Annotated in this window: 19 protein-coding genes; 10 read left to right on the top strand and 9 right to left on the bottom strand. The window is 63.5% G+C overall.

Annotation, left to right across the window (positions count from 1 at the left end; genetic code table 11):
- Positions 1-6 precede the first annotated feature (6 nt).
- A complete protein-coding gene (locus ABAC460_RS40990) occupies positions 7-2,307 on the bottom strand; it encodes a TonB-dependent receptor (protein ID WP_023454602.1) in 2,301 nt (766 codons plus the stop codon).
- On the opposite strand from ABAC460_RS40990, the gene ABAC460_RS49880 reads away from it, so the two are divergent.
- A complete protein-coding gene (locus ABAC460_RS49880; RefSeq protein ID WP_155914698.1) occupies positions 2,306-2,506 on the top strand; it encodes a hypothetical protein in 201 nt (66 codons plus the stop codon). The genes ABAC460_RS40990 and ABAC460_RS49880 overlap by 2 nt on opposite strands.
- Positions 2,507-2,678: 172 nt before the next feature.
- Here ABAC460_RS49880 and ABAC460_RS40985 read toward each other — a convergent pair whose 3' ends face one another.
- Entirely contained in the window at positions 2,679-3,371 is a 693-nt protein-coding gene (locus tag ABAC460_RS40985) for an outer membrane protein (RefSeq protein WP_023454601.1), read from the bottom strand.
- A gap of 111 nt (positions 3,372-3,482) precedes the next feature.
- Here ABAC460_RS40985 and ABAC460_RS40980 point away from each other — a divergent pair, with 111 nt between their 5' ends.
- The 4 genes from ABAC460_RS40980 to ABAC460_RS40965 all read left to right on the top strand — a co-directional run bounded on the left by ABAC460_RS40980 (position 3,483) and on the right by ABAC460_RS40965 (position 6,928).
- Entirely contained in the window at positions 3,483-4,745 is a 1,263-nt protein-coding gene (locus ABAC460_RS40980; protein WP_023454600.1) for an AMP-binding protein, read from the top strand.
- 56 nt (positions 4,746-4,801) lie between these two features.
- The gene (locus ABAC460_RS40975) at positions 4,802-5,236 is read left to right on the top strand and encodes an OsmC family protein (protein WP_023454599.1); all 435 of its coding nucleotides are present in this window, start codon (positions 4,802-4,804) and stop codon (positions 5,234-5,236) included.
- 143 nt (positions 5,237-5,379) lie between these two features.
- Entirely contained in the window at positions 5,380-5,721 is a 342-nt protein-coding gene (locus ABAC460_RS40970) for a YciI family protein (protein ID WP_023454598.1), read from the top strand.
- A 1-nt stretch (position 5,722) separates the two neighbouring features.
- Positions 5,723-6,928: an RNA polymerase sigma factor gene (locus ABAC460_RS40965; RefSeq protein ID WP_023454597.1), complete on the top strand. Its 1,206-nt coding sequence runs from the start codon at positions 5,723-5,725 to the stop codon at positions 6,926-6,928.
- Here ABAC460_RS40965 and ABAC460_RS40960 read toward each other — a convergent pair.
- On the bottom strand, positions 6,925-8,445 hold the full coding sequence (locus ABAC460_RS40960) for an ArnT family glycosyltransferase (RefSeq protein WP_023454596.1): 1,521 nt from the start codon (positions 8,443-8,445) through the stop codon (positions 6,925-6,927). The two genes, ABAC460_RS40965 and ABAC460_RS40960, sit on opposite strands and share 4 nt — an antisense overlap.
- Before the next feature lie 37 nt (positions 8,446-8,482).
- Entirely contained in the window at positions 8,483-9,064 is a 582-nt protein-coding gene (locus tag ABAC460_RS40955; RefSeq protein ID WP_023454595.1) for a TetR/AcrR family transcriptional regulator, read from the bottom strand.
- Between the two features lie 96 nt (positions 9,065-9,160).
- Between ABAC460_RS40955 and ABAC460_RS40950 the strand changes: the two genes are divergently transcribed.
- Together ABAC460_RS40950 and ABAC460_RS40945 are read left to right on the top strand one after the other, a co-directional pair.
- A complete protein-coding gene (locus ABAC460_RS40950; RefSeq protein WP_023454594.1) occupies positions 9,161-9,589 on the top strand; it encodes an ABA4-like family protein in 429 nt (142 codons plus the stop codon).
- A 1-nt stretch (position 9,590) separates the two neighbouring features.
- Positions 9,591-10,355: a hypothetical protein gene (locus ABAC460_RS40945; RefSeq protein WP_023454593.1), complete on the top strand. Its 765-nt coding sequence runs from the start codon at positions 9,591-9,593 to the stop codon at positions 10,353-10,355.
- Here ABAC460_RS40945 and ABAC460_RS40940 read toward each other — a convergent pair.
- Complete coding sequence (locus ABAC460_RS40940) at positions 10,350-11,492, bottom strand: acyltransferase family protein (protein ID WP_023454592.1); 1,143 nt, start codon at positions 11,490-11,492, stop codon at positions 10,350-10,352. The genes ABAC460_RS40945 and ABAC460_RS40940 overlap by 6 nt on opposite strands.
- Positions 11,493-11,512: 20 nt before the next feature.
- Positions 11,513-11,953 carry a YdeI/OmpD-associated family protein gene (locus tag ABAC460_RS40935; protein WP_023454591.1) on the bottom strand — a complete coding sequence of 147 codons (441 nt, stop codon included), beginning with the start codon at positions 11,951-11,953 and terminating at the stop codon, positions 11,513-11,515.
- A 116-nt stretch (positions 11,954-12,069) separates the two neighbouring features.
- On the opposite strand from ABAC460_RS40935, the gene ABAC460_RS40930 reads away from it, so the two are divergent.
- The gene (locus tag ABAC460_RS40930) at positions 12,070-12,723 is read left to right on the top strand and encodes a hypothetical protein (RefSeq protein WP_031237131.1); all 654 of its coding nucleotides are present in this window, start codon (positions 12,070-12,072) and stop codon (positions 12,721-12,723) included.
- Here ABAC460_RS40930 and ABAC460_RS40925 read toward each other — a convergent pair.
- The 3 genes from ABAC460_RS40925 to ABAC460_RS40915 all read right to left on the bottom strand — a co-directional run bounded on the left by ABAC460_RS40925 (position 12,720) and on the right by ABAC460_RS40915 (position 14,185).
- On the bottom strand, positions 12,720-13,043 hold the full coding sequence (locus ABAC460_RS40925; RefSeq protein WP_155914696.1) for a hypothetical protein: 324 nt from the start codon (positions 13,041-13,043) through the stop codon (positions 12,720-12,722). The two genes, ABAC460_RS40930 and ABAC460_RS40925, sit on opposite strands and share 4 nt — an antisense overlap.
- A 63-nt stretch (positions 13,044-13,106) precedes the next feature.
- Positions 13,107-13,760, bottom strand: coding sequence for a glutathione S-transferase family protein (locus ABAC460_RS40920; RefSeq protein ID WP_023454588.1), 654 nt, complete (start codon positions 13,758-13,760; stop codon positions 13,107-13,109).
- A complete protein-coding gene (locus tag ABAC460_RS40915) occupies positions 13,760-14,185 on the bottom strand; it encodes a YciI family protein (protein ID WP_023454587.1) in 426 nt (141 codons plus the stop codon). Before ABAC460_RS40915 ends, ABAC460_RS40920 begins: the two co-directional genes overlap by 1 nt.
- A gap of 235 nt (positions 14,186-14,420) precedes the next feature.
- Between ABAC460_RS40915 and ABAC460_RS40910 the strand changes: the two genes are divergently transcribed.
- Positions 14,421-16,262: a DUF1800 domain-containing protein gene (locus ABAC460_RS40910; RefSeq protein WP_023454586.1), complete on the top strand. Its 1,842-nt coding sequence runs from the start codon at positions 14,421-14,423 to the stop codon at positions 16,260-16,262.
- 4 nt (positions 16,263-16,266) lie between these two features.
- Positions 16,267-17,670, top strand: coding sequence for a DUF1501 domain-containing protein (locus tag ABAC460_RS40905; protein WP_023454585.1), 1,404 nt, complete (start codon positions 16,267-16,269; stop codon positions 17,668-17,670).
- Positions 17,671-17,767: the final 97 nt, after the last annotated feature.

The following is a 17,767-nucleotide window of genomic DNA, read 5'->3' as shown; positions in this document are numbered from 1 at the left end:
GAGGATTTAGTACTTGTACTCTAAGGAGACCAGGAAGGTCTTCGGCGGACCGTAGAAGGCTGTCACCGAGTTCCCGAAGCCATTGGCCGGGAAGTTGTAGCCGCCGACACGATATTGCTCGTCGGTCAGGTTGCGGCCATAGACGCCGACCTTGTAATGGCCGCTTGGCGCCGTCCACGAAGCGCCCAGGTCGTAGAGCCAGAAGGCTGGCTGATCCAGGGCGGGCAGGGCGAATTCGAACTGCTGCTGGTCGGAACGGTACGACGCTTGCGGCGCGATCACCAGTTGGCCGCCGGCGACCTGCGAACGCCAGGTCAGGCCGAAGCTGTTGGTCCATTCCGGCGTGTTTTGGAACTTGGCGGCGCCGGCGATGTTGGTGGTGACGCCGGTGGTGACGTTGTAGCTGAGGAATTCGTCATACTTGGCGTCGATATAGCCGATCGTCGCCGAGGCCGTCAGGTTGGGCGAGAAGCGGAAGGTGCCTTCGAACTCGGCGCCGCTCATATGGGCCTTGCCGGCGTTTTCGACCTGCGAGGCCACCGTGCTGCCGACCGTGGTCTGGCGGGTGATCTGCACGTCGGTATATTTCGACGAGAAGATGTCGGCGGCGAAGTTCAGACGCTTGCCGAACATCGACCCCTTCAGGCCGATTTCCTGGGTGACGACATATTCCGGCTTGTAGCCGTTGACCGTGCTGGGGGTGACCGAGGCGTCACCACGCATGTCGAAGCCGCCGGATTTGAAGCCGCTGGACGCCGACACATAGCCGGTCAGGTCGCCGGTGAAGTTGTAGGACACCGACACCCGCGGCGTGAAGGCTGAGAAGGTGCGGTCGTTGGCGTAACTTGTCTTCAGGTCCGGACTGGCGGTCAGGAAGGTGGTGCCGCCGAAGGCCGGGCTGCGGCGGCCGTAATAGTTGGCCTTATACACCGAGCCGGTCTTGTGGTCCTCGGTATAGCGGCCGCCGACCGAGAAGCTGAGCTTGTCGTTGACGCGGATCGATGAGTCGAAGAAGGCCGCCCACGACTGGGTGCGGACCTTGCCGGCGGTCAAAGCGGTCAGGCCGTTGGCGAACTTGGCATAGATCGGCCCCAGCGCGGCATAGGCGTCATAGGTGCCCAGGCGGGTGTCGAAGGCGCCTTCGGCCGTGCTATTGAGGTAGTAGAGACCGGCGACCGTGCTCCAGTGTTCGCCCGAATAGAGGACCTGGAATTCCTGGCTGGCCTGGCTGTCGCCGTAATAGGCCTGCACGTCCAGGGCATCGCGCGGCGTGCCGTCGAAGTCGATAACGGTGTCGGTATGGCCCTTGCGCACGGCGGTGATCGACTTGACGGTCCAGGTGTCGTTCACCCGGTACTCCAGCGTCGCCGAAGCGCCGTCACTGACCACCTTGTTGTCGTCGCCGATGCCGGCATAGGTGTCGTAGATGCTTTCGGTCGGCAGGCCGAGATGAGCATTGGCGCCGGTATAGAGCGTACCGCCGAAGGCGTTCTTGGCGGTCGTTTCGCGGTGGCCGTGGCGCGGCGCCGAGTTGTCGGTGTAGTTGTCGTAATTGAAACGGGCGGTGAAGTCGTCCGTCGGGGTCCAGTCGGCGCTGAGGCGGTAAGCCAGGACGTCCTTATTGTAGTGCTCGGCGCCTGTGTTCAGGTTCGTGCCGTAGCCGTCATGCTTCAGGCTGGCCACCGCGGCGCCGACCGTGAAGGTGTCGCCCAGCGGCAGGGCACCGGACAGGGTGATATCCTGGTTGTTGTACGAACCCAGGACCGCCTTGGCGGTGAGGGCCGTCTCATGACCCAACGGCTTGGTGACATACTTGACCGCGCCGCCGATGGTGTTGCGGCCGTACAGCGTGCCTTGCGGCCCGCGCAGCACTTCGATGCGCTGGATGTCATAGATGTCGAGCACGGCGCCTTGCGGGCGGGCGATATAGACGTCGTCGACATAGAGGCCAACGCCGGGCTCGAAGCCCCACAGCGGATCCTGCTGGCCGACGCCGCGGATAAAGGCGATCAGGGTCGAGTTGGAGCCGCGGGCGACCTGAAGCGTCAGGTTGGGCGTCTGCTGTTGCAGCGAGGTAATGTCGGGCGCACCGGTACGGCCCAGCTTTTCGGCCGTAAAGGAACTTACGGCAATGGGGACGGCTTTCAGGGTTTCGTCACGGCGGCGGGCGGTGACGACCACGACGCCGTCGTCCGCAGCCGCGGCTTCGGGGGCGGAGTCCTGGGCGAAGGCCGGGGCGGCGAGGCCTAAAGACGTAACAGTAAGAGCCGCGCTGGCGATCAGCGCGCGCTTGAAGACGGATTTCATGAGTGAAACACTCCCTGGAGTGAAGGTGGCCGATTTTTATACTGGCGTTACAGCTGCAACGATGTCGAAAGGACCGCGGCCTGTAAAGGGCAAAAATCAACGGTCATTGAAATTTTATACGCTTGTTGAATTTCTGATGATTTTGCGCCACAGACAGCGTTATGCGGGGCAGGGCTTACCCACCGTCACGTCCATCTAGTCCTTTAATTTATTCGGTTTTGTGACGATATTCGGCTTCGGCGGAAATTTGCAAAGTTTTGCATTCGCCTGGCCCGTTCCGCACGGGCGTGTCGCAAAAAGCAACACTCCGTCCGGCTGGGAACCGGACGGAGTGTGCAAATAGAGGCTGTTTTACAGATAAAACGGCAGATTCAGAATCGGAAGCCGACGGTTGCGGTGGCGATATTGCCCTTCACCTTGATCTTGCCGGCGGCAAAGGCGTCCGGCTCGAATTCGACGTCGCTGAGTTCGAAGCGTTGCAGCGCCATGCCGACCGACCAGCGCTCGCTGATCTGATAGTCGATGCCGACGCCGGCGGTATAGCCAAAGGCGGTAACATGACGTTCGGCCCCGGCGCCGTCGCCGGTTTCGATGATCTTCAACCGGCCGGAAGCGGCGCCGACTTGGGCATAGATCAGGGTATTACCGTTGATCACTGTGCCGAAACGGCCGCCGGCCGAGGCCAGCCAGCCCAGTTCGGTATCGAAGCCGTGGTCGGTCGAGATGTCGACGCCTTCGGAATCGACCGTAGTCTTTTCGATCGTAGTGCCGCCTTCGGCATTGGTGCCGGTCCAGGCGGCGTACAGGCCGAACACGGTGTCGCCATTCTGCCAGTCGTGGCGGATTTCGACCCCGCCGACCTCGGCGTCGGATTCGTAGCCTTCGATATGGTCGTCACCGAAGTCATCGAAACCGCTGGGCTCGATATCGCCCCACAGATAACCAGCATGGACACCGATACGGGTGCCGCTGAGGTCGTCGGCCAGGACGGGAGCCGCGGACAGGGCCAGCACGGAGACTGTGACGGCCAGGGTGGACAGAAATACGGGTTTGGTCTTGAACATGGAGGAGAGCTCCAGAAGAATCGGATAAAACGACGCGGGGGGAAAAATACCGCCTATCCATACATCCGCGGCCACCACTGTGCAACCGCCTGGGGAAAGTTCAAGAGAAGCATGACGCCACAGGGCCGCCAGATGTTCGAGACCTTCCTGAAGACGCAGGCCATGCCGCGTGAGGTGGTCGTTCCCTATCAGCATGGCCTGCTGGAAAAGCTGTGCCGGCACGCCCGGGTGCGGGTGCCCTTCTACCGCGACACCGGGCGGCTGGATCCGCTGTTCGACGGCGACCGGTTCGACATGGCCGGCTGGGAGCAGGTTCCGGTCCTGACACGCGAAGAGGCCTATGCCAACCGCCTCGGCCTGGCGGCGTCGCAGGTCCCGGCGTTCATGGCGCCGCTGTCACCGGGGCAGACGACGGGCTCGACGGGCACGCCGCTGCCGTTCATACGCACCAGCATCAGCCGCTATGTCTCGGAAGGCCTGACCGAACGCGCCCTGGCCTGGCGCGGCCTGAAAAGTCTGAAACCGGTGGCCATGTCCAAGGCGGTGACAGGCGACGTCGGCAGCCGCGAAGGCGGTGAGCCCTTGAAAACCCGGCATGGCGCGGTGCATTTCGTCGACTTTACCTTGGCCCCGCCGGATCAATGCCGCGAGGTCGCCCAAATCCGGCCGCGCCTGATCATCTCCTACCCCAACATCGTGCATAGCTGGGTGCAGGTGGATGGTGGCGCTTGCCTGTCGGGCGTCGACGCGATCGTGCTGACGGGGGAAACCTGCCGCGACGAAACCCTGACCGCCATTCGTGCGGCCTATAAAGGGCACCTGATCAACCTCTATTCCTGTTCCGAAGCCGGCCCCGTGGCCATCCAGGGGCCGAAGGGCGACATGAAGGTGTGCGAGGAAAACCTGTGGATAGAGGAACCGCCTGTCGCGAAGCGCGCCCATCCGCATCCGGTGATCATCACCCCCTACTATGCCCATGCCACGCCACTGATCCGCTATGCGCCGGGCGATTACGCCATCTGGGGCAAGCCGGATAAGGCGACGCCGGGCCTGCGGTCGCTGGAGCGGGTTACGGGGCGTCTGCGCAACATGTTCAAACGTCCGGACGGCAGCCTGTTCTGGCCGAACCTCTCGGGCGTAAAGCTGATGAAGATTGCGGCCCATACCCACCGTCAGCTGATCCAGGAGAATTTCGAGCGCTTTGTCCTGCGAATCGTGTTCGACGCCCCGGCGAGTGACGAGCAGCTGGGGCAGATCAGGGCCCACATCGCAGAGGTTACCGGCGCGAAGGAGGTCGTGGTCGACGCCGTTGCCGCCATCGCCGACAACCGCACGCGTGGTAAATCCTACGAAAACTTTATTTGCCTGATCTGACGGCGTGGCTACAACCGCCACGCTTCCTGTTTTTATCCTGTGAGAGGAGATATCCCATGATCCGTACCGCGAAAGCCCACTGGGCAGGCGATGGCAAGTCCGGCGAAGGCACCCTGACCACCCAGAGCGGCGTACTCAGCAGCCAGCCCTATTCGTTCAAGCTGCGTTTCGAAAACGCTGACGGCCAGGCCGGCACCAATCCGGAAGAACTGATCGCCGCCGCCCATTCGGGTTGTTTCTCGATGGCCCTGGCCTTTGCCCTGGCCAATGCCGGCTTTACCGCGACCAGCATCGATACCGAAGCCAGCGTCGACCTGCAGCCAGGCGAAGGCGGTTTCTCGATCACCGCCATCAAGCTGAAGCTGACGGCCGTCATCCCGGGCATTTCCCAGGATCAGTTCGACGAGATCGCGGCCGGTGCCAAGGCCGGTTGTCCGGTGTCCAAGGCCTTGTCGGCTGTGCCGATCTCGCTGGAAGCCGTTCTGGCGTAAGCATTCTGAACCACGGATGGACCGGAAACCCGTGTTCATCCGTGGTTTCAAAAAAATTTTCGCCCCCTGTCGAAATAGGGCAAGGTCGTGCGTCGATGTCATGAGCCGCGCTGAAGCGCTCATCCAGACAAGGAACCACGACCATGAAATACGCTCTGCTGATCTATGAACACGCCGAAGATTGGGACGCGTACCGCAACGATCCGGACTACGCCGCCGCCTGGCCGGCCTTTACCCAGACCCTGATCGATGCCGGCGTCATGACCGGCGGCGCCGGGCTGCAGGGACCCGACACCGCCACCACCGTGCGTATCGGCGACGGAGACCACACCGTTCAGGATGGCCCCTTCGCCGAGATCCGAGAAATGCTGGGCGGCTTCTATCTGATCGACGTCCCCAGCCTCGATGAAGCCCTGAAATGGGCCGCCCGCGTGCCGGTCAGAGCCGGTTGCTGCGTCGAAGTTCGCCCGCAACTCGAGATGTAGGATGGACGCGCGCACCGAAGCGGAAAAGGCTGCCCGGACGGCCTATGGCCGGCTGGTCGCCTATCTCGCCGCCCGGACGCGCGACATCGCGGCCGCCGAAGAGGCGCTGGCGGCCGCGTTCCTGCGGGCCCTGGAGGTCTGGCCCGTCCGCGGCGTACCCGACCGGCCGGAAGCCTGGCTGCTGGTCATTGCCCGCAACCGCCTGAAAGATTCCTGGCGCCGCGCCAGGGTGCGCAGCGAAGCCGAAGCCACCGTGGAGCTTCTCATGCAGGAAAGAAATACCAACGAGCCGGTTTTTCCCGATGACCGGCTGAAGCTGATGTTCGTCTGCACCCATCCGGCGATCGACGAAACGGTCCGAACGCCGCTGATGCTGCAGACCGTTCTGGGCCTTTCGGCCGAACGCATCGCTTCCAGCTTCCTGGTCAAACCGTCGGCCATGGGCCAGCGCCTCAGCCGCGCCAAGACCAAGATCCGCGACGCCGGCATCGCTTTCGAAGTGCCCGATAGCGACGCCTATGCCGCGCGCCTGCCGGCCCTGCTCAATGCCATCTATGCTACCTATGGCCTGGGCTGGGTGGATTTCGACGGCGGCGAGGGGCGCGGCCTGGCCGACGAAGCGATCGACCTGGGCCTGGCCTTGCATGGCCTGGTGCCACTGACGCCGGAACTAAACGGGCTGCTGGCCCTGATGCTGTATTGCCAGGCGCGCAAGGCGGCCCACTATGTCGGCGGCCGCTATGTTCGCCTCGGCGACCAGGATTTCGCGTTATGGGACTGGGGTCGGATCGAAGTTGCCAACCGCATGCTGAACGCCGCCGGAACCAGGCGCACACCGGGCCGGTTCCAGCTCGAAGCCCTGATCCAGTCGGTCCACGTCCGCAGCGCGGTGGCGGGCGGTTCGGACTGGAAAGGGGTTATCGGTCTGTACGAGGCCCTGTTGAAGATCGCGCCGTCGTTGGCGGCATGGACCAACTACGCCGTTGCCCTGACCGAGGACGGCCGGGCCGCTGACGGGCTGGCGGTGCTGGACGGGCTGGATACGGTGCGGCTGAAAGACTATCAGCCGTGGTGGGTAGCGCGCGGCCACGTGCTGAAAACCCTGGGCCGGCCGGACGAGGCGCGAACGGCCTATGAACGCGCCGTCGGTCTCAGCCAGCATGAAGCTCAGCGCGAATTCCTGCGTGAACGGCTGGCGGAGATCTAATCCGCCAGGTCGCAGTTTGGATCTTTCAAAGTCCCCGTATACAATCGATAGCTCGACTTCTTGCCGGGCTTTTCGGTGCGTGACGCTGTGCCGACGTCCTGGACCTTGGAAAAACACTTGCCGATATCGACCGGTTTGTCGGCAGCGACCACGATCAGGGCCAGCCCTTCAGGCGGCGGGCCTTGCCACGGAAAACCCTTAGACTGCCCGGCCGGTGGCGAGCTTTGCCAGGGGTAGCGTTCGCGTTCGGCCATGGCGTACAGAGTCGGCTGCATCCAATGAAAACTGCAGCATGCCAAGGGAAAAAAAGGTTCGGGATTGTAATACACCGACTGTTTGCCGACATATGCCAGTTCGGCGTGGGTGTTATAATCGGTGGTCGCGATCCACTTCACCCGAGGTCCTGGGTGACGCGGAATTTCATTGGCGAGTCGTTGCCATCCCTCCGAGAGACCGCCCATGCCGGGCAAGCGAGGCGTCAGGGCCAGGAACACCAGTGCCCCCACACTCAGGGCGATCCCCAGCGGCGCCGCCAGCCAGCGCGCGCGGTTCCAGCCTTTACCCTCGATCCCCTCTGCGACGACCGCGCCCAGCAACACAAGCCCGGGAAACACCGGCGCGGTCCAGTTGCCCTGGATGCGGTCGTGAAAGACGTGGACCAGCAGGTAGGCGAACAGCGGCAGGGGCAGGGCGACCAGCAGTTTCAGGCGCGATTCGCTGTTCTGAAAGGCTGCCAGTACGCCAAGGGCCGCAAACACGAAGATCAGCGGATTGAGCAGCAGGGGCTGCGACAGGATGAATTCGATCAGGAACTTCAGCGTGAAATCCTGCGCGCCGATACGGCCGAACTGCTTTTCGACGGTCGTCCAATCGTGGTTCAGGTTCCACATCAGGTTCGGCGCCATCGCCGCCAAGGCCACCAGGCCGCCGAGATACGGCCACGGCGTCAGCAGCCACCGGCGTGCCGGCTTGTCCATCACCATCCAGGCAGCGACGCCCAGGCCCAGGAACAGGTTGGTGTACTTGGCTTCGACGCCCAGGCCAGCGAACAGGCCGAAGACCAGCCACCACCAGCCCTTGTTGGAGGTTAGCAGCCGCGCCAGCGCCCAAAGTCCACCGGCCCACATCAACACCGACGGCGGGTCGGGTGTTGCGACGACCGAACCTATGCTGAGCAGCAGGCAGGCATTCAGCCACAACACAGCGCGCCGGGCGATAGCGGTGTCAAACAGCACCCGCGCAGAGTCATACGTCAGCCATGACAACCCCAGGAAACTCAAGACGAAACTTAACCGGACAAAAAAGCCGGAATCGAAAAAATAATTGGTAGTGGCCATGATCCACCACGCCACCATCGGCGGGTGATCGTAATAGCCGAGGTCGGGATGCTGGGCCCACAGCCAGTAATAGGCTTCGTCCGGCACCAGCCCGACCTGGGACGCCGTGATCAGGCGCAACACCGTCATGCCGATGACGACGGCGGTCAGCCAGGGATACTGTGTCAGGCGCGCGAGCATAAACCTCTCATGGCGGTATTTTCGCCCGTCGGCAAGGTTACACCGCCAGCGCGGCCAACACCCCGTCAATCAGCCCGGGCATGTGGGGATCGACATTGCCCTGGCGGGCCAGGGTGGTGAAACCGTGGACCAAAGACCACGCCGAAACGGCGCGGACATCGATACCCGGTTTGTTGTCATCGCAAAGCTGCTCCGGACGGACCGGGAGGCCGGTCACCGCTTCGTGCAGCAGAGAGAAGGCGCCGGCGCTGGCTGCCAAATAGGCCGGATCGCCGCGGTTCAATGCTTCGCATCGCCACATCAGATCGAAGCGGGCCGGGTTGGCAAGGCCAAAGTCGATATAGGCGCGGCCCTGGGCGTGAAGCGGCTTGCTCTCGCCACCCTGCGCATTGGCGGCACGCAAAGCCTCCTGCAGGTCGAGGAAGGCCCCGGTCGCCACGGCGGTCAGCAGGCCGCGGGCATCGCCGAAATGGTGCGCTGGTGCCGCCGGAGACACGCCTGCGCGCCGGGCGGCTTCGCGCATCGAAAAGCCCTCCATACCGCGTTCGGTCAGAATCTCTTCGGTGGCGTCGATAAGGGCCTGGCGCAGGTCGCCATGGTGATAGGGTTTGGGTGGCATTTTAACAGTGTTAAGATTTAACTTGACGGTGTTTAGATTGTGCTTTATGCGTCATCTATACAGTGATTAGATGGTCGGCGCAATCAGGAGGATAACATGCCCGAAACCCTGTTCAACCTTGGAAACCTGCTGGCCATGGCCGGTTGGGCCGTGCTGATCGCGGGGCTGGCCGTCCGGCCGTTCCGCAGCCGCTCGGTCACCCTGGTGCGGCTGACCGCGGCCATCGTGTTCGGCGCCGCCTATATCGGCCTGATGATCATGGGACGCGATGCCTTCACGAATGGCGGCTATTCTTCCCTGGCCCAGGTCAAGGCCCTGTTTGCCAACGACTTCGCCCTGACGGCGGGTTGGCTGCACTACCTGGCCTTCGACCTGTTCGTCGGCGCCTGGATCGTCGAGGACAGCGCCGAACGCCGCGTTAATGGCTGGCTGATCGTGCCGTGCCTGGGCCTGACCTTCATGTTCGGTCCCGCTGGCCTGTTGCTCTACGTCGTCCTGCGCGCCTTCGGTTCGAAAGTGGCGTGACATGACCTCCGCCCAGAAAACCCTGACGGCCACAGCGGTCGTTCTCGCTGCCTGTTTCCTCGCCTTCTCAGTCGCCCAGGCTTTCGATTTCCGCCTGGTTGAGGGCATAAATGTCTGGATCAAACCGGCCAAGTTCGCCCTGTCCCTGGCCATCTTCGCCGCGACCCAGGCCGTATACCTGCACTTCGTCCAGCCGCAGCGGCAATCGAAATGGCCTATGGCGTTTGTCCAGTGGGGCCTGATCGCGCCGGCAGCGTTCGAACTCGGCTATATCGTCTTCCAGGCCGCCCAGGCGCAACCGTCGCATTTCTTTGTGTCCGACGCTTTTCACGGGCTTATGTACACCCTGATGGGTGTGGCGGCGGTGACGATCATGCTGACCTTGGTGCCGGTGGCCTATGAGATCGTGCGCCATCCGGTAGCCGGAACGCCCGGGCACATGCGCTTCGCCCTGGCGGTGGCGCCGATGTTTTCGGTGATCCTGGTGGTTGTTACGGCGGGTTATATGTCGATGACCGAAGGCCATTCCGTCGGCGCCGTTGGCGGCAGCTTTCCGCTGTTCGGCTGGAACCGCGCCGGCGGCGACCTTCGGGTGGCGCACTTCTTCAGCCTGCATATCCATCAGGTCTTGCCTCTGGGTGCGCTTTTGGTGGGCGGTCTGCCGCCTGTTCTGCGCTGGAGCGCCGTGATCGCCGGGACCGTCGCCTACACCGCCTTCTGCCTCTGGACCTTTACCGAAGCCCTGGCCGGGCGGCCGTTCCTATAGTTTCAGGAACCATTTGTTCCGCCAGCACACCCACAGCGGCACGAAGATCGCCGTCACCATCACCAGGGCGAAACACAGAGACGCCAGTTTCGGCTCGAAGGCCTGGGCAAAGAGCGCCTGGCCGGCGCCACGCAGCGATACTGCCGGAGGCTTCAGCCAGTTCAGATCGATTAACGGCGCCACCAGGAAACTCAGCATATAGGCTAGCAGAGGATTGGAACCGTAGACCTGGGCCGGGAATAAGGCCGGTCCCGCTTTCAGCTTTTCGACCAGCACGGTCAATATGCCCAGCGACAGCAGGGCAAAGCCCGTGGTGAACAGGGCGAAGGTCGGCGTCCAGATGTTCTTGATGATCGGGACCACCGCATTCAGGCCGATGGCCGCTGCCATCAGCAGGCCGCCGGCCAACAGCATCTTCAGCACCGGCGCCTTGATCCCGGTCATGCGGCCATGGCCGACCAGGGCGCCGAACAGGACATTGGCGCACACCGGCCAGGTGCTGAGCAGGCCGTCGGGATCGAACACCACCTTGCCGTCGACCGGCCACCACGGAAACATGTGATCGGTGGTCAGCAGCAGGCGGTCGACATAGGCCGGCCAGCTTCCCACTGGATCGAAGCGCGGCGCCCCGAAACCAGGGACCGGGACGAACAGCAGCAGCGCCGCCCACGACAGCAGGACCACGGCAAAGGCAATGCCGACCGCCGTGGCGTTCAGCCGGAAGCCATTGTCGCGGCGGGCGGTGAACAGCACGAACAGGGCGACCGCGCCGTAGCAGACCCCGATCCGCTGCAGCACGCCCGGAATGCGCATATGGGCCCAGTCGAAGGCCGGATAGGCATTGAGGAACAACCCCAGCAGCACCAGGATACCGGCACGGATCAGAATATGTTTCGCCATTTGGCCGTTGCTTTCGCCAGCCTCGATCCGCCGCCGCAGCGACAGAGGAATGGCGACGCCGATACAGAACAGGAAGACCGGCGCCACCATGTCGATAAAGGTGCCGCCTTCCCACTTGGCATGGACCAGAAAGCCGAACTGTTGGTCCCAGGCACCGGGATTGAGGTTCAGCAGCATGAAGATGATGGACAGGCCGCGCAGTATATCCAGCGCCAGCCAACGGTAGCCCTGAGTCATGTTTGCCCCCTGTGTCATGGCTATTTGCCCATCAGCACGGCGATTGCCTTGTCGATGCGGCGGGCGCGGGTTTCGGGTGTTTTCGCATCCTCGATGGCGCGGACATGTTCCTTGCGGTGGCTGAAGGCCAGCTTGTCGAAGGCCTCGTCGACCCCGGCGGCGTCCAGGGCGGCCTGGAAGTCGTCCGGGATTTCGACCACCCGCGGCGCGGTGTCGAGCACGATCTCGACCGCGATGGCGTCGCCGCCCTGGATGCCGGAGGCGGCGCGGTGCTCGGACGCGAAGGGGATCATATACTTGCCGCCCATGACCGCGACGGTCGTGCGATAGGCATAGCCATTGACCGTGACGGCGACGGGCGGCTTCTTGCCGGCGCCCAGCGACTCGACCGCTTCGGGCGGAACGACGATGCCGGTGACCGAGCGGCCTTCGGGCTGGAGCAGGGTGGTGTCGAACTTCATGGCGGGCCTCTTGCCGTCACCTTAGATCAAAAATGCGCGGCTTGCACATCGGATACAGTCCGGCCATAATTCGGATACAGACCCGGTCCATGGTGGCCGGATCGGAGGTCCTGTTCATGGTTGCGTCCCGTCTTGTCCTTGCTGTCGGCCTGATGCTGGCCCTGCCGTGCGCCGCCCTGGCGCAGGACAGTGATGAACTGGTCTCGGCCAATACCCGCGCCAAGCTGCCGAGCCAGGCGGAGATCGCTGCGACCGGAACCACCGACACGACCGCGAAACCCATCACCACCGACGATCAGATCATCGCCTGGCTGAATCATGCGCCGAAGATCGAACGCGAAGCTCGCGGCGAAGGTCTCTGGGGCGACAGCGACGGTGACGGCAAACGCAAGATCCACGGCGGCGCCGGGGTCAGCATCGGCACCGGCGGCTACCGCAGCGGCTATGTCTATACCCTGATCCCGGTCGGCGACGACGGCCTGCTGGGCCTGTCCTACAGTCAGACAGACTATGGCGAAAACGGCGGCTGGGGCTATGGCTATGACGGTTACCCGGGCTATGGCCGTCGCGATTATTACGGTCAGGGCTACGGCCGTCGCGGTGGCACGTCGCAGTCGTTCGGCCTGTCGCTGGATATGTCCGACGGCGCGCGAGACGCTTCGGGCAGCCCGCTGAACTGCGCCCCGGGCTTCCGCGTCGGCGATCGCTACACCGAACCGCTGTGGGTACAGGACCTGCGCGGTGGACACAGCTGTCTGTCGGACGATTAATACCCGGACAGTTTGCCGCCGATCTCAATGCCGGCGAACCAGGCGGGTAAAAAGGCGACCACCAGTATCGGCAAAGAGATGAGGAAGCCCCAGGCAAAGGGGGCGAGCTGACGGCGTGGTCCCTTTTCGGCGAGCGCGACCACCCCCAGGCATATGGCGATGACGGTAACCGTCCCGAGCCACCAGCCAGAAGCGACGATAGCGTCCCAGATCAGGGAGTAGCTGGAGGGTGAACCACCCTGCGCGTAGACCCAGATATTCACCGCGAACAGGATCGCGGTGTTGACCAGCACAATAATCAAACTCGTCGGAAATTTCATCCTTGCCCCCAGCTGTTCCAACTGGATAGCACCGATTTGAACAATGTTCAAGTCGGATTGCCGTCACCCCGCCGATGCGGCTTCGAACACGGCGTACTGTGCCGCGAAAGCGCGCTGATAGGCCGCTCGGGCGACTCCACGGGCAATATAGGCGACGAGGTTGGGAAATTCGTCCAGTAGCCCCGTGCTTTCCAGACGGCGCAGTATGGTGACCATCAGCAGGTCGGCGGCGCTGAAGCCACCGTCCAGCCAATCACTGTCACCGAGATGTGCCGACAGTTGCTTCAACCGTACGCGGACGCGCTCGTCGAGTCCGGGCAGGCGCTCGGCGTACCAGGGCTTGTCGCCGTCGGTGAACGGGGCGTAGGTCCGCTCCAGGATCGGTAGCTCCATGGTGTTCAGCGCGGCGAACATCCAGGTGACGGCGCGCGCGCGGGCCTTCGCGTCGTCCGGCAACAGGCCGGGGTGCGTTTGCGCGATATGAAAGATGATCGCGCCGGTCTCGAACAAGGCCAGGTCGCCATCCTCATAGGTCGGTATCTGACCGAACGGATTCAGCGCCATGTGCGCCGGTTCTTTCATCGCCTTGAACGAAACCAGACGCACCTCATAGGGCTGGCCGACCTCTTCCAGGGCCCAGCGCACGCGCATGTCGCGCGCCAGGCCCCGGCCGCGATCAGGCGACCGTTCGAAGGCGGTGATGGTGGGCGTGGCCATCAGTTCGTACCCAGGCGCTCGCGCAGTTCGGCTTCCTTGGCCAGGATTTCGCCTGTCGGATCCTGTTCGGCGAAGTCAGCAGAGTCGAAGATGGGGCGGATTTCGATCTCGCTGTCGGTCAGCATCGGATTGGGGCAGCGCCTGACCCAGGCAATGGCCTCGTCCAGGTCCTTGACCTGCCACAGCCAGAAGCCGGCGATCAGTTCCTTGGTCTCGGTGAACGGGCCGTCGCTGACGATCCGCTTGTCACCCGAAAACAGGACCCGGGCGCCTTCCTTCGACGGCTTCAGCCCTTCGCCGGCCAGCATGATGCCGGCATTGACCAGCTCTTCGTTATAGGCTCCCATCGCCGTCAGCAGTTCGGTGGTGGGCATGATGCCGGCTTCGGAATCCGCCGTTGCCTTGACAATCACCATGACTTTCATCTTGCTCTCTCCGTTTTGATTTGGCCGGCGACACCATGTCATTCCGGCCGGCTCTGTCAACATGACGAACGGCCGGAGCGCCATCCTACATCCGGTTCGAAATTTTTTCGCAATTGTTCGAACGGCGTTATCACACGGTCGTGACTGTCTTCAGAATTTATTGAGCATAGATGTTAACCCGCTGTCAGACTCAGGCTGGGCAAGCTCCCGGCGGGTTGAAATCTGCGGGGACACCATGGCCGACGAACATCCGGAAGTCATCACGACGGGCGAGGCCGAAACGGCGCCTGCGCCCGAAGCCAAATCCACCCGCCGAAAGCGCGACAAACTGTTTTCAGGCCTGGGGCTTGCGGCGTCAACCGCGCTTCTGACGGCCTGCGGCGGCGCCAGCAGTGGCGGGGGAGGCGGCGGGACAGCGGCCGGCTCGGCCTCCGGTGGCAATGCCCTCATGAACGCCTTCGGACTTGGCGGTCTGAGCGGTCCTACCGGCGGGGGCCAGCCCCCGACCGAAAACCAGGCCGCCCGCTTCCTCAGCCACGCCACCTTCGGCCCGACCATGGCCGAGATCCGCTCGGTCCAGTCCCTGGGCTATGATGGCTGGCTGAACCAGCAGTTCATCGCGTCGCGCCGCGACACCCATTTCGGCTACGTCACCCGTGGCGGGCCGCTGGGCTGTTCGACCTGCGACCGTATGTACGTCAACGCCTTCCTGGAAAGCCTGTGGCAGCAGGTGGCCGAAGATGCCGACTCCCTGCGTCAGCGCATCGCCTTCACCCTGACCGAGCTCTTCGTCGTGTCGGAGGTCAACAGCCCGCTGGAAGGCAATGCCCACGCCCTGGCCGGCTATCTCGACATGCTGGCCGACCGCTGTTTCGGCAATTTCCGTCAGCTTCTGGAAGGCGTCGCCCTGCACCCGGCCATGGGGCATTACCTGTCGCACATCCGCAACGAAAAGGAGGACGCCGCCACCGGCCGTATCCCCGACGAGAACTTCGCCCGCGAGGTCATGCAGCTGTTCACCATCGGCCTATGGGAGCTGAATATCGACGGCAGCCGGCGCAAGTCGACCCTGGGCAAGGACATCCCGACCTATACGCAAAAAGACATTTCCGGCATGGCCAAAGTGTTCACCGGCTGGAGCTGGGGCGGGCCGGACGACAGTATCAACCGCTGGTACGGCTGGCCGATCGACGAGGTCGAGACCGTGCGCTGGGATATCCCGATGCGGCCGTACCAGCAGTTCGCTTCGGTCAGTGAAAAGCGCATCATCCGCAAGGTGGTCATCCCCGCCAATACCGGCGCCGCCGACACGGTACGCATCGCGCTCGACACCCTGTTCAACCATCCCAATGTCGGGCCGTTCATCGGCAAGCAGCTGATCCAGCGTCTGGTGACATCCAACCCGTCGCCGGAATATGTCAGCCGCGTTGCCCAGAAGTTCAACAACAACGGCGAAGGCGTGCGCGGCGACATGCGCGCCGTGATCCGCGCCATCCTGACCGATATGGAGGCGACCAGCGAAACCTCGCTGATGTCCGACCGCGGCGGCAAGATCCGCGAGCCGATCATCCGCTTCGGCAGCTGGCTGCGCGCCTTCGGCGCCCGGTCGGCCACCGGCATCTATCCCATCTGGAACCTGGAAGACACGGTCTGGAGCATCGGCCAGAACCCGCTGCGGGCGCCGTCGGTGTTCAACTGGTTCCGGCCGGACTACGCCCCCCAGGGCGAGATCGCCGATTCCGGCCTGGTGGCGCCGGAATTCCAGATCGCCCACGAAACCACGGTCACCGGTTGGGCCAATTTCGCCTTTTCGACGGCCTTCTACGGCCATGGCTGGGACGAGAACCACATCGCCGCCAGCTATGCCGAGGAACTGCCCCTGGCCGATGATCCGCCGCGACTGGTCGACCGGGTCAACCTGCTGCTGACCGGCCGTCAGCTCGACCGCGAGTCGCGGGCCCTGATCCAGGAAGCGGTGGAAGACTTTCCGCTGAATGCCGAGAACGGCCGCTTCATCCGCGTCGCCCTGTGCGTCGCCATGACGATGATTTCCCCGCAATTCCAGATGCAGAGGTAGGGCCATGAGCGACGATACGAACGATAAGCCCGTGGCTGCCCCGGCCATTCACAAGGGGATCAGCCGGCGCCTGGCGCTGCAGATGGCCGGCGCCGCCGGCGGATCGGCCTTCCTGACGCAACTGGCGGCAGCCGGGGGCGCGGCGGCCCAGACGGCCAACGACTATAAGGCCCTGGTCTGTGTGTTTCTATATGGCGGCAACGACCAGTCGAACACCGTCATTCCCTACGATGTCAACGCCTATGCCCGCTACCAGCTGGCGCGGCCGACCCTGGCCATTCCGCGTAACAACCTGCTGACCATCAATCCGGTATCCTATACGGGCCCGGCGCTCGGCCTGTCGCCGCACCTGCGCGGCATTCGCGGCCTGTTCGGCCAGGGCAAGGCCGCCATCATCGCCAATGTCGGGACCCTGGCCTATCCTGTCACCCGCGCCCAGTACGAGGGCAACAGCCGGCCCCTGCCGTTCCAGCTGTTCTCGCACTCCGACCAGACCGGTCAGTGGCAGTCGGGCCTGCCGGACAAGGCGTCGCGCACCGGTTGGCTGGGACGGATCGGCGATATGATGGCGCCGGGCTTCAACTCGCCCAACGCCATCTCGATCGCCATGTCTATCGCCGGCAACAACGCGATCCAGGCCGGAAGCTCGACGATCCAGTATCAGATTACGCCGTGGGGCCCCATCCGCATCGACCCGATCAACAGCTGGGGGCCGCTATGGCAGGCCCCCCAGGCGACGGAAAACATCCGTTCGATGCTGTTGCGCCAGAACGGCCATATGATCTCGCGCGGGTTTTCAGCCATCTACAACCGCGCGGTCGAATCGGAACAGAAGCTGTCGCGGGCGCTGGAAGCGGCGCCGACCCTGACCACGCCGTTCCCGAACAACTATCTCGGCGCCCAGGCGCGTATGGTGGCGCGGCTGATTTCGATCCAGCAGCAGCTGGGTCAGCGCCGCCAGATCTATTTCATTGCCGCCGGCGGTTATGACTTCCACGACAATCTGCTGACGGAGCAGGGCGAGCGCCTGACCGAGCTGGATGGCGCGATTACGGCGCTGTACAAGGCGACGGAGGAGATGGGGCTGGCCTCGAACGTGACGACCTTTACGGCGTCGGACTTCGGGCGTGCCTTGCAGCACAACGGCCGCGGCAGCGACCACGGTTGGGGCTCGCACCACTTTGTAGTTGGTGGCGCAGTGCGCGGCCGGCGGGTTGTCGGCAAGATGCCGACGGTGGATCTGGACACGGATACGGATGCCGGACAGGGGCGGCTGATCCCGACGACCTCGGTGGATCAGTATGCGGCGACCCTGGCGCGGTGGTTCGGCGTCCCGGCCAGCGAGATTGCGACCATCATGCCGAACATCGGCCGCTTCTCAAACTCGAACCTGGGATTCATGGCTTAGGAAAGAGGGGGAGGCGGCCTATCTTTTACCTCTCCCCGCCTGCGGGGAGAGGACGAGAGCGGAGCGAAGTGAACGCGATCGGGTGAGGGGCTTTTCT

Source organism: Asticcacaulis sp. AC460 (genome assembly GCF_000495795.1).
In the GTDB taxonomy this organism is placed as follows: domain Bacteria; phylum Pseudomonadota; class Alphaproteobacteria; order Caulobacterales; family Caulobacteraceae; genus Asticcacaulis.
This window is presented reverse-complemented; position numbering and strand designations above follow the sequence as displayed.

Bases quoted from the DNA above. Each gene is read 5' to 3' on its own strand.
- ABAC460_RS49880 (WP_155914698.1), top strand. From the start codon at position 2,306: ATGAGTGAAACACTCCCTGGAGTGAAGGTGGCCGATTTTTATACTGGC.
- ABAC460_RS40990 (WP_023454602.1), bottom strand. From the start codon at position 2,307: ATGAAATCCGTCTTCAAGCGCGCGCTGATCGCCAGCGCGGCTCTTACT.
- ABAC460_RS40985 (WP_023454601.1), bottom strand. From the start codon at position 3,371: ATGTTCAAGACCAAACCCGTATTTCTGTCCACCCTGGCCGTCACAGTC.
- ABAC460_RS40980 (WP_023454600.1), top strand. From the start codon at position 3,483: ATGACGCCACAGGGCCGCCAGATGTTCGAGACCTTCCTGAAGACGCAG.
- ABAC460_RS40975 (WP_023454599.1), top strand. From the start codon at position 4,802: ATGATCCGTACCGCGAAAGCCCACTGGGCAGGCGATGGCAAGTCCGGC.
- ABAC460_RS40970 (WP_023454598.1), top strand. From the start codon at position 5,380: ATGAAATACGCTCTGCTGATCTATGAACACGCCGAAGATTGGGACGCG.
- ABAC460_RS40965 (WP_023454597.1), top strand. From the start codon at position 5,723: ATGGACGCGCGCACCGAAGCGGAAAAGGCTGCCCGGACGGCCTATGGC.
- ABAC460_RS40960 (WP_023454596.1), bottom strand. From the start codon at position 8,445: ATGCTCGCGCGCCTGACACAGTATCCCTGGCTGACCGCCGTCGTCATC.
- ABAC460_RS40955 (WP_023454595.1), bottom strand. From the start codon at position 9,064: ATGCCACCCAAACCCTATCACCATGGCGACCTGCGCCAGGCCCTTATC.
- ABAC460_RS40950 (WP_023454594.1), top strand. From the start codon at position 9,161: ATGCCCGAAACCCTGTTCAACCTTGGAAACCTGCTGGCCATGGCCGGT.
- ABAC460_RS40945 (WP_023454593.1), top strand. From the start codon at position 9,591: ATGACCTCCGCCCAGAAAACCCTGACGGCCACAGCGGTCGTTCTCGCT.
- ABAC460_RS40940 (WP_023454592.1), bottom strand. From the start codon at position 11,492: ATGACTCAGGGCTACCGTTGGCTGGCGCTGGATATACTGCGCGGCCTG.
- ABAC460_RS40935 (WP_023454591.1), bottom strand. From the start codon at position 11,953: ATGAAGTTCGACACCACCCTGCTCCAGCCCGAAGGCCGCTCGGTCACC.
- ABAC460_RS40930 (WP_031237131.1), top strand. From the start codon at position 12,070: ATGGTTGCGTCCCGTCTTGTCCTTGCTGTCGGCCTGATGCTGGCCCTG.
- ABAC460_RS40925 (WP_155914696.1), bottom strand. From the start codon at position 13,043: ATGAAATTTCCGACGAGTTTGATTATTGTGCTGGTCAACACCGCGATC.
- ABAC460_RS40920 (WP_023454588.1), bottom strand. From the start codon at position 13,760: ATGGCCACGCCCACCATCACCGCCTTCGAACGGTCGCCTGATCGCGGC.
- ABAC460_RS40915 (WP_023454587.1), bottom strand. From the start codon at position 14,185: ATGAAAGTCATGGTGATTGTCAAGGCAACGGCGGATTCCGAAGCCGGC.
- ABAC460_RS40910 (WP_023454586.1), top strand. From the start codon at position 14,421: ATGGCCGACGAACATCCGGAAGTCATCACGACGGGCGAGGCCGAAACG.
- ABAC460_RS40905 (WP_023454585.1), top strand. From the start codon at position 16,267: ATGAGCGACGATACGAACGATAAGCCCGTGGCTGCCCCGGCCATTCAC.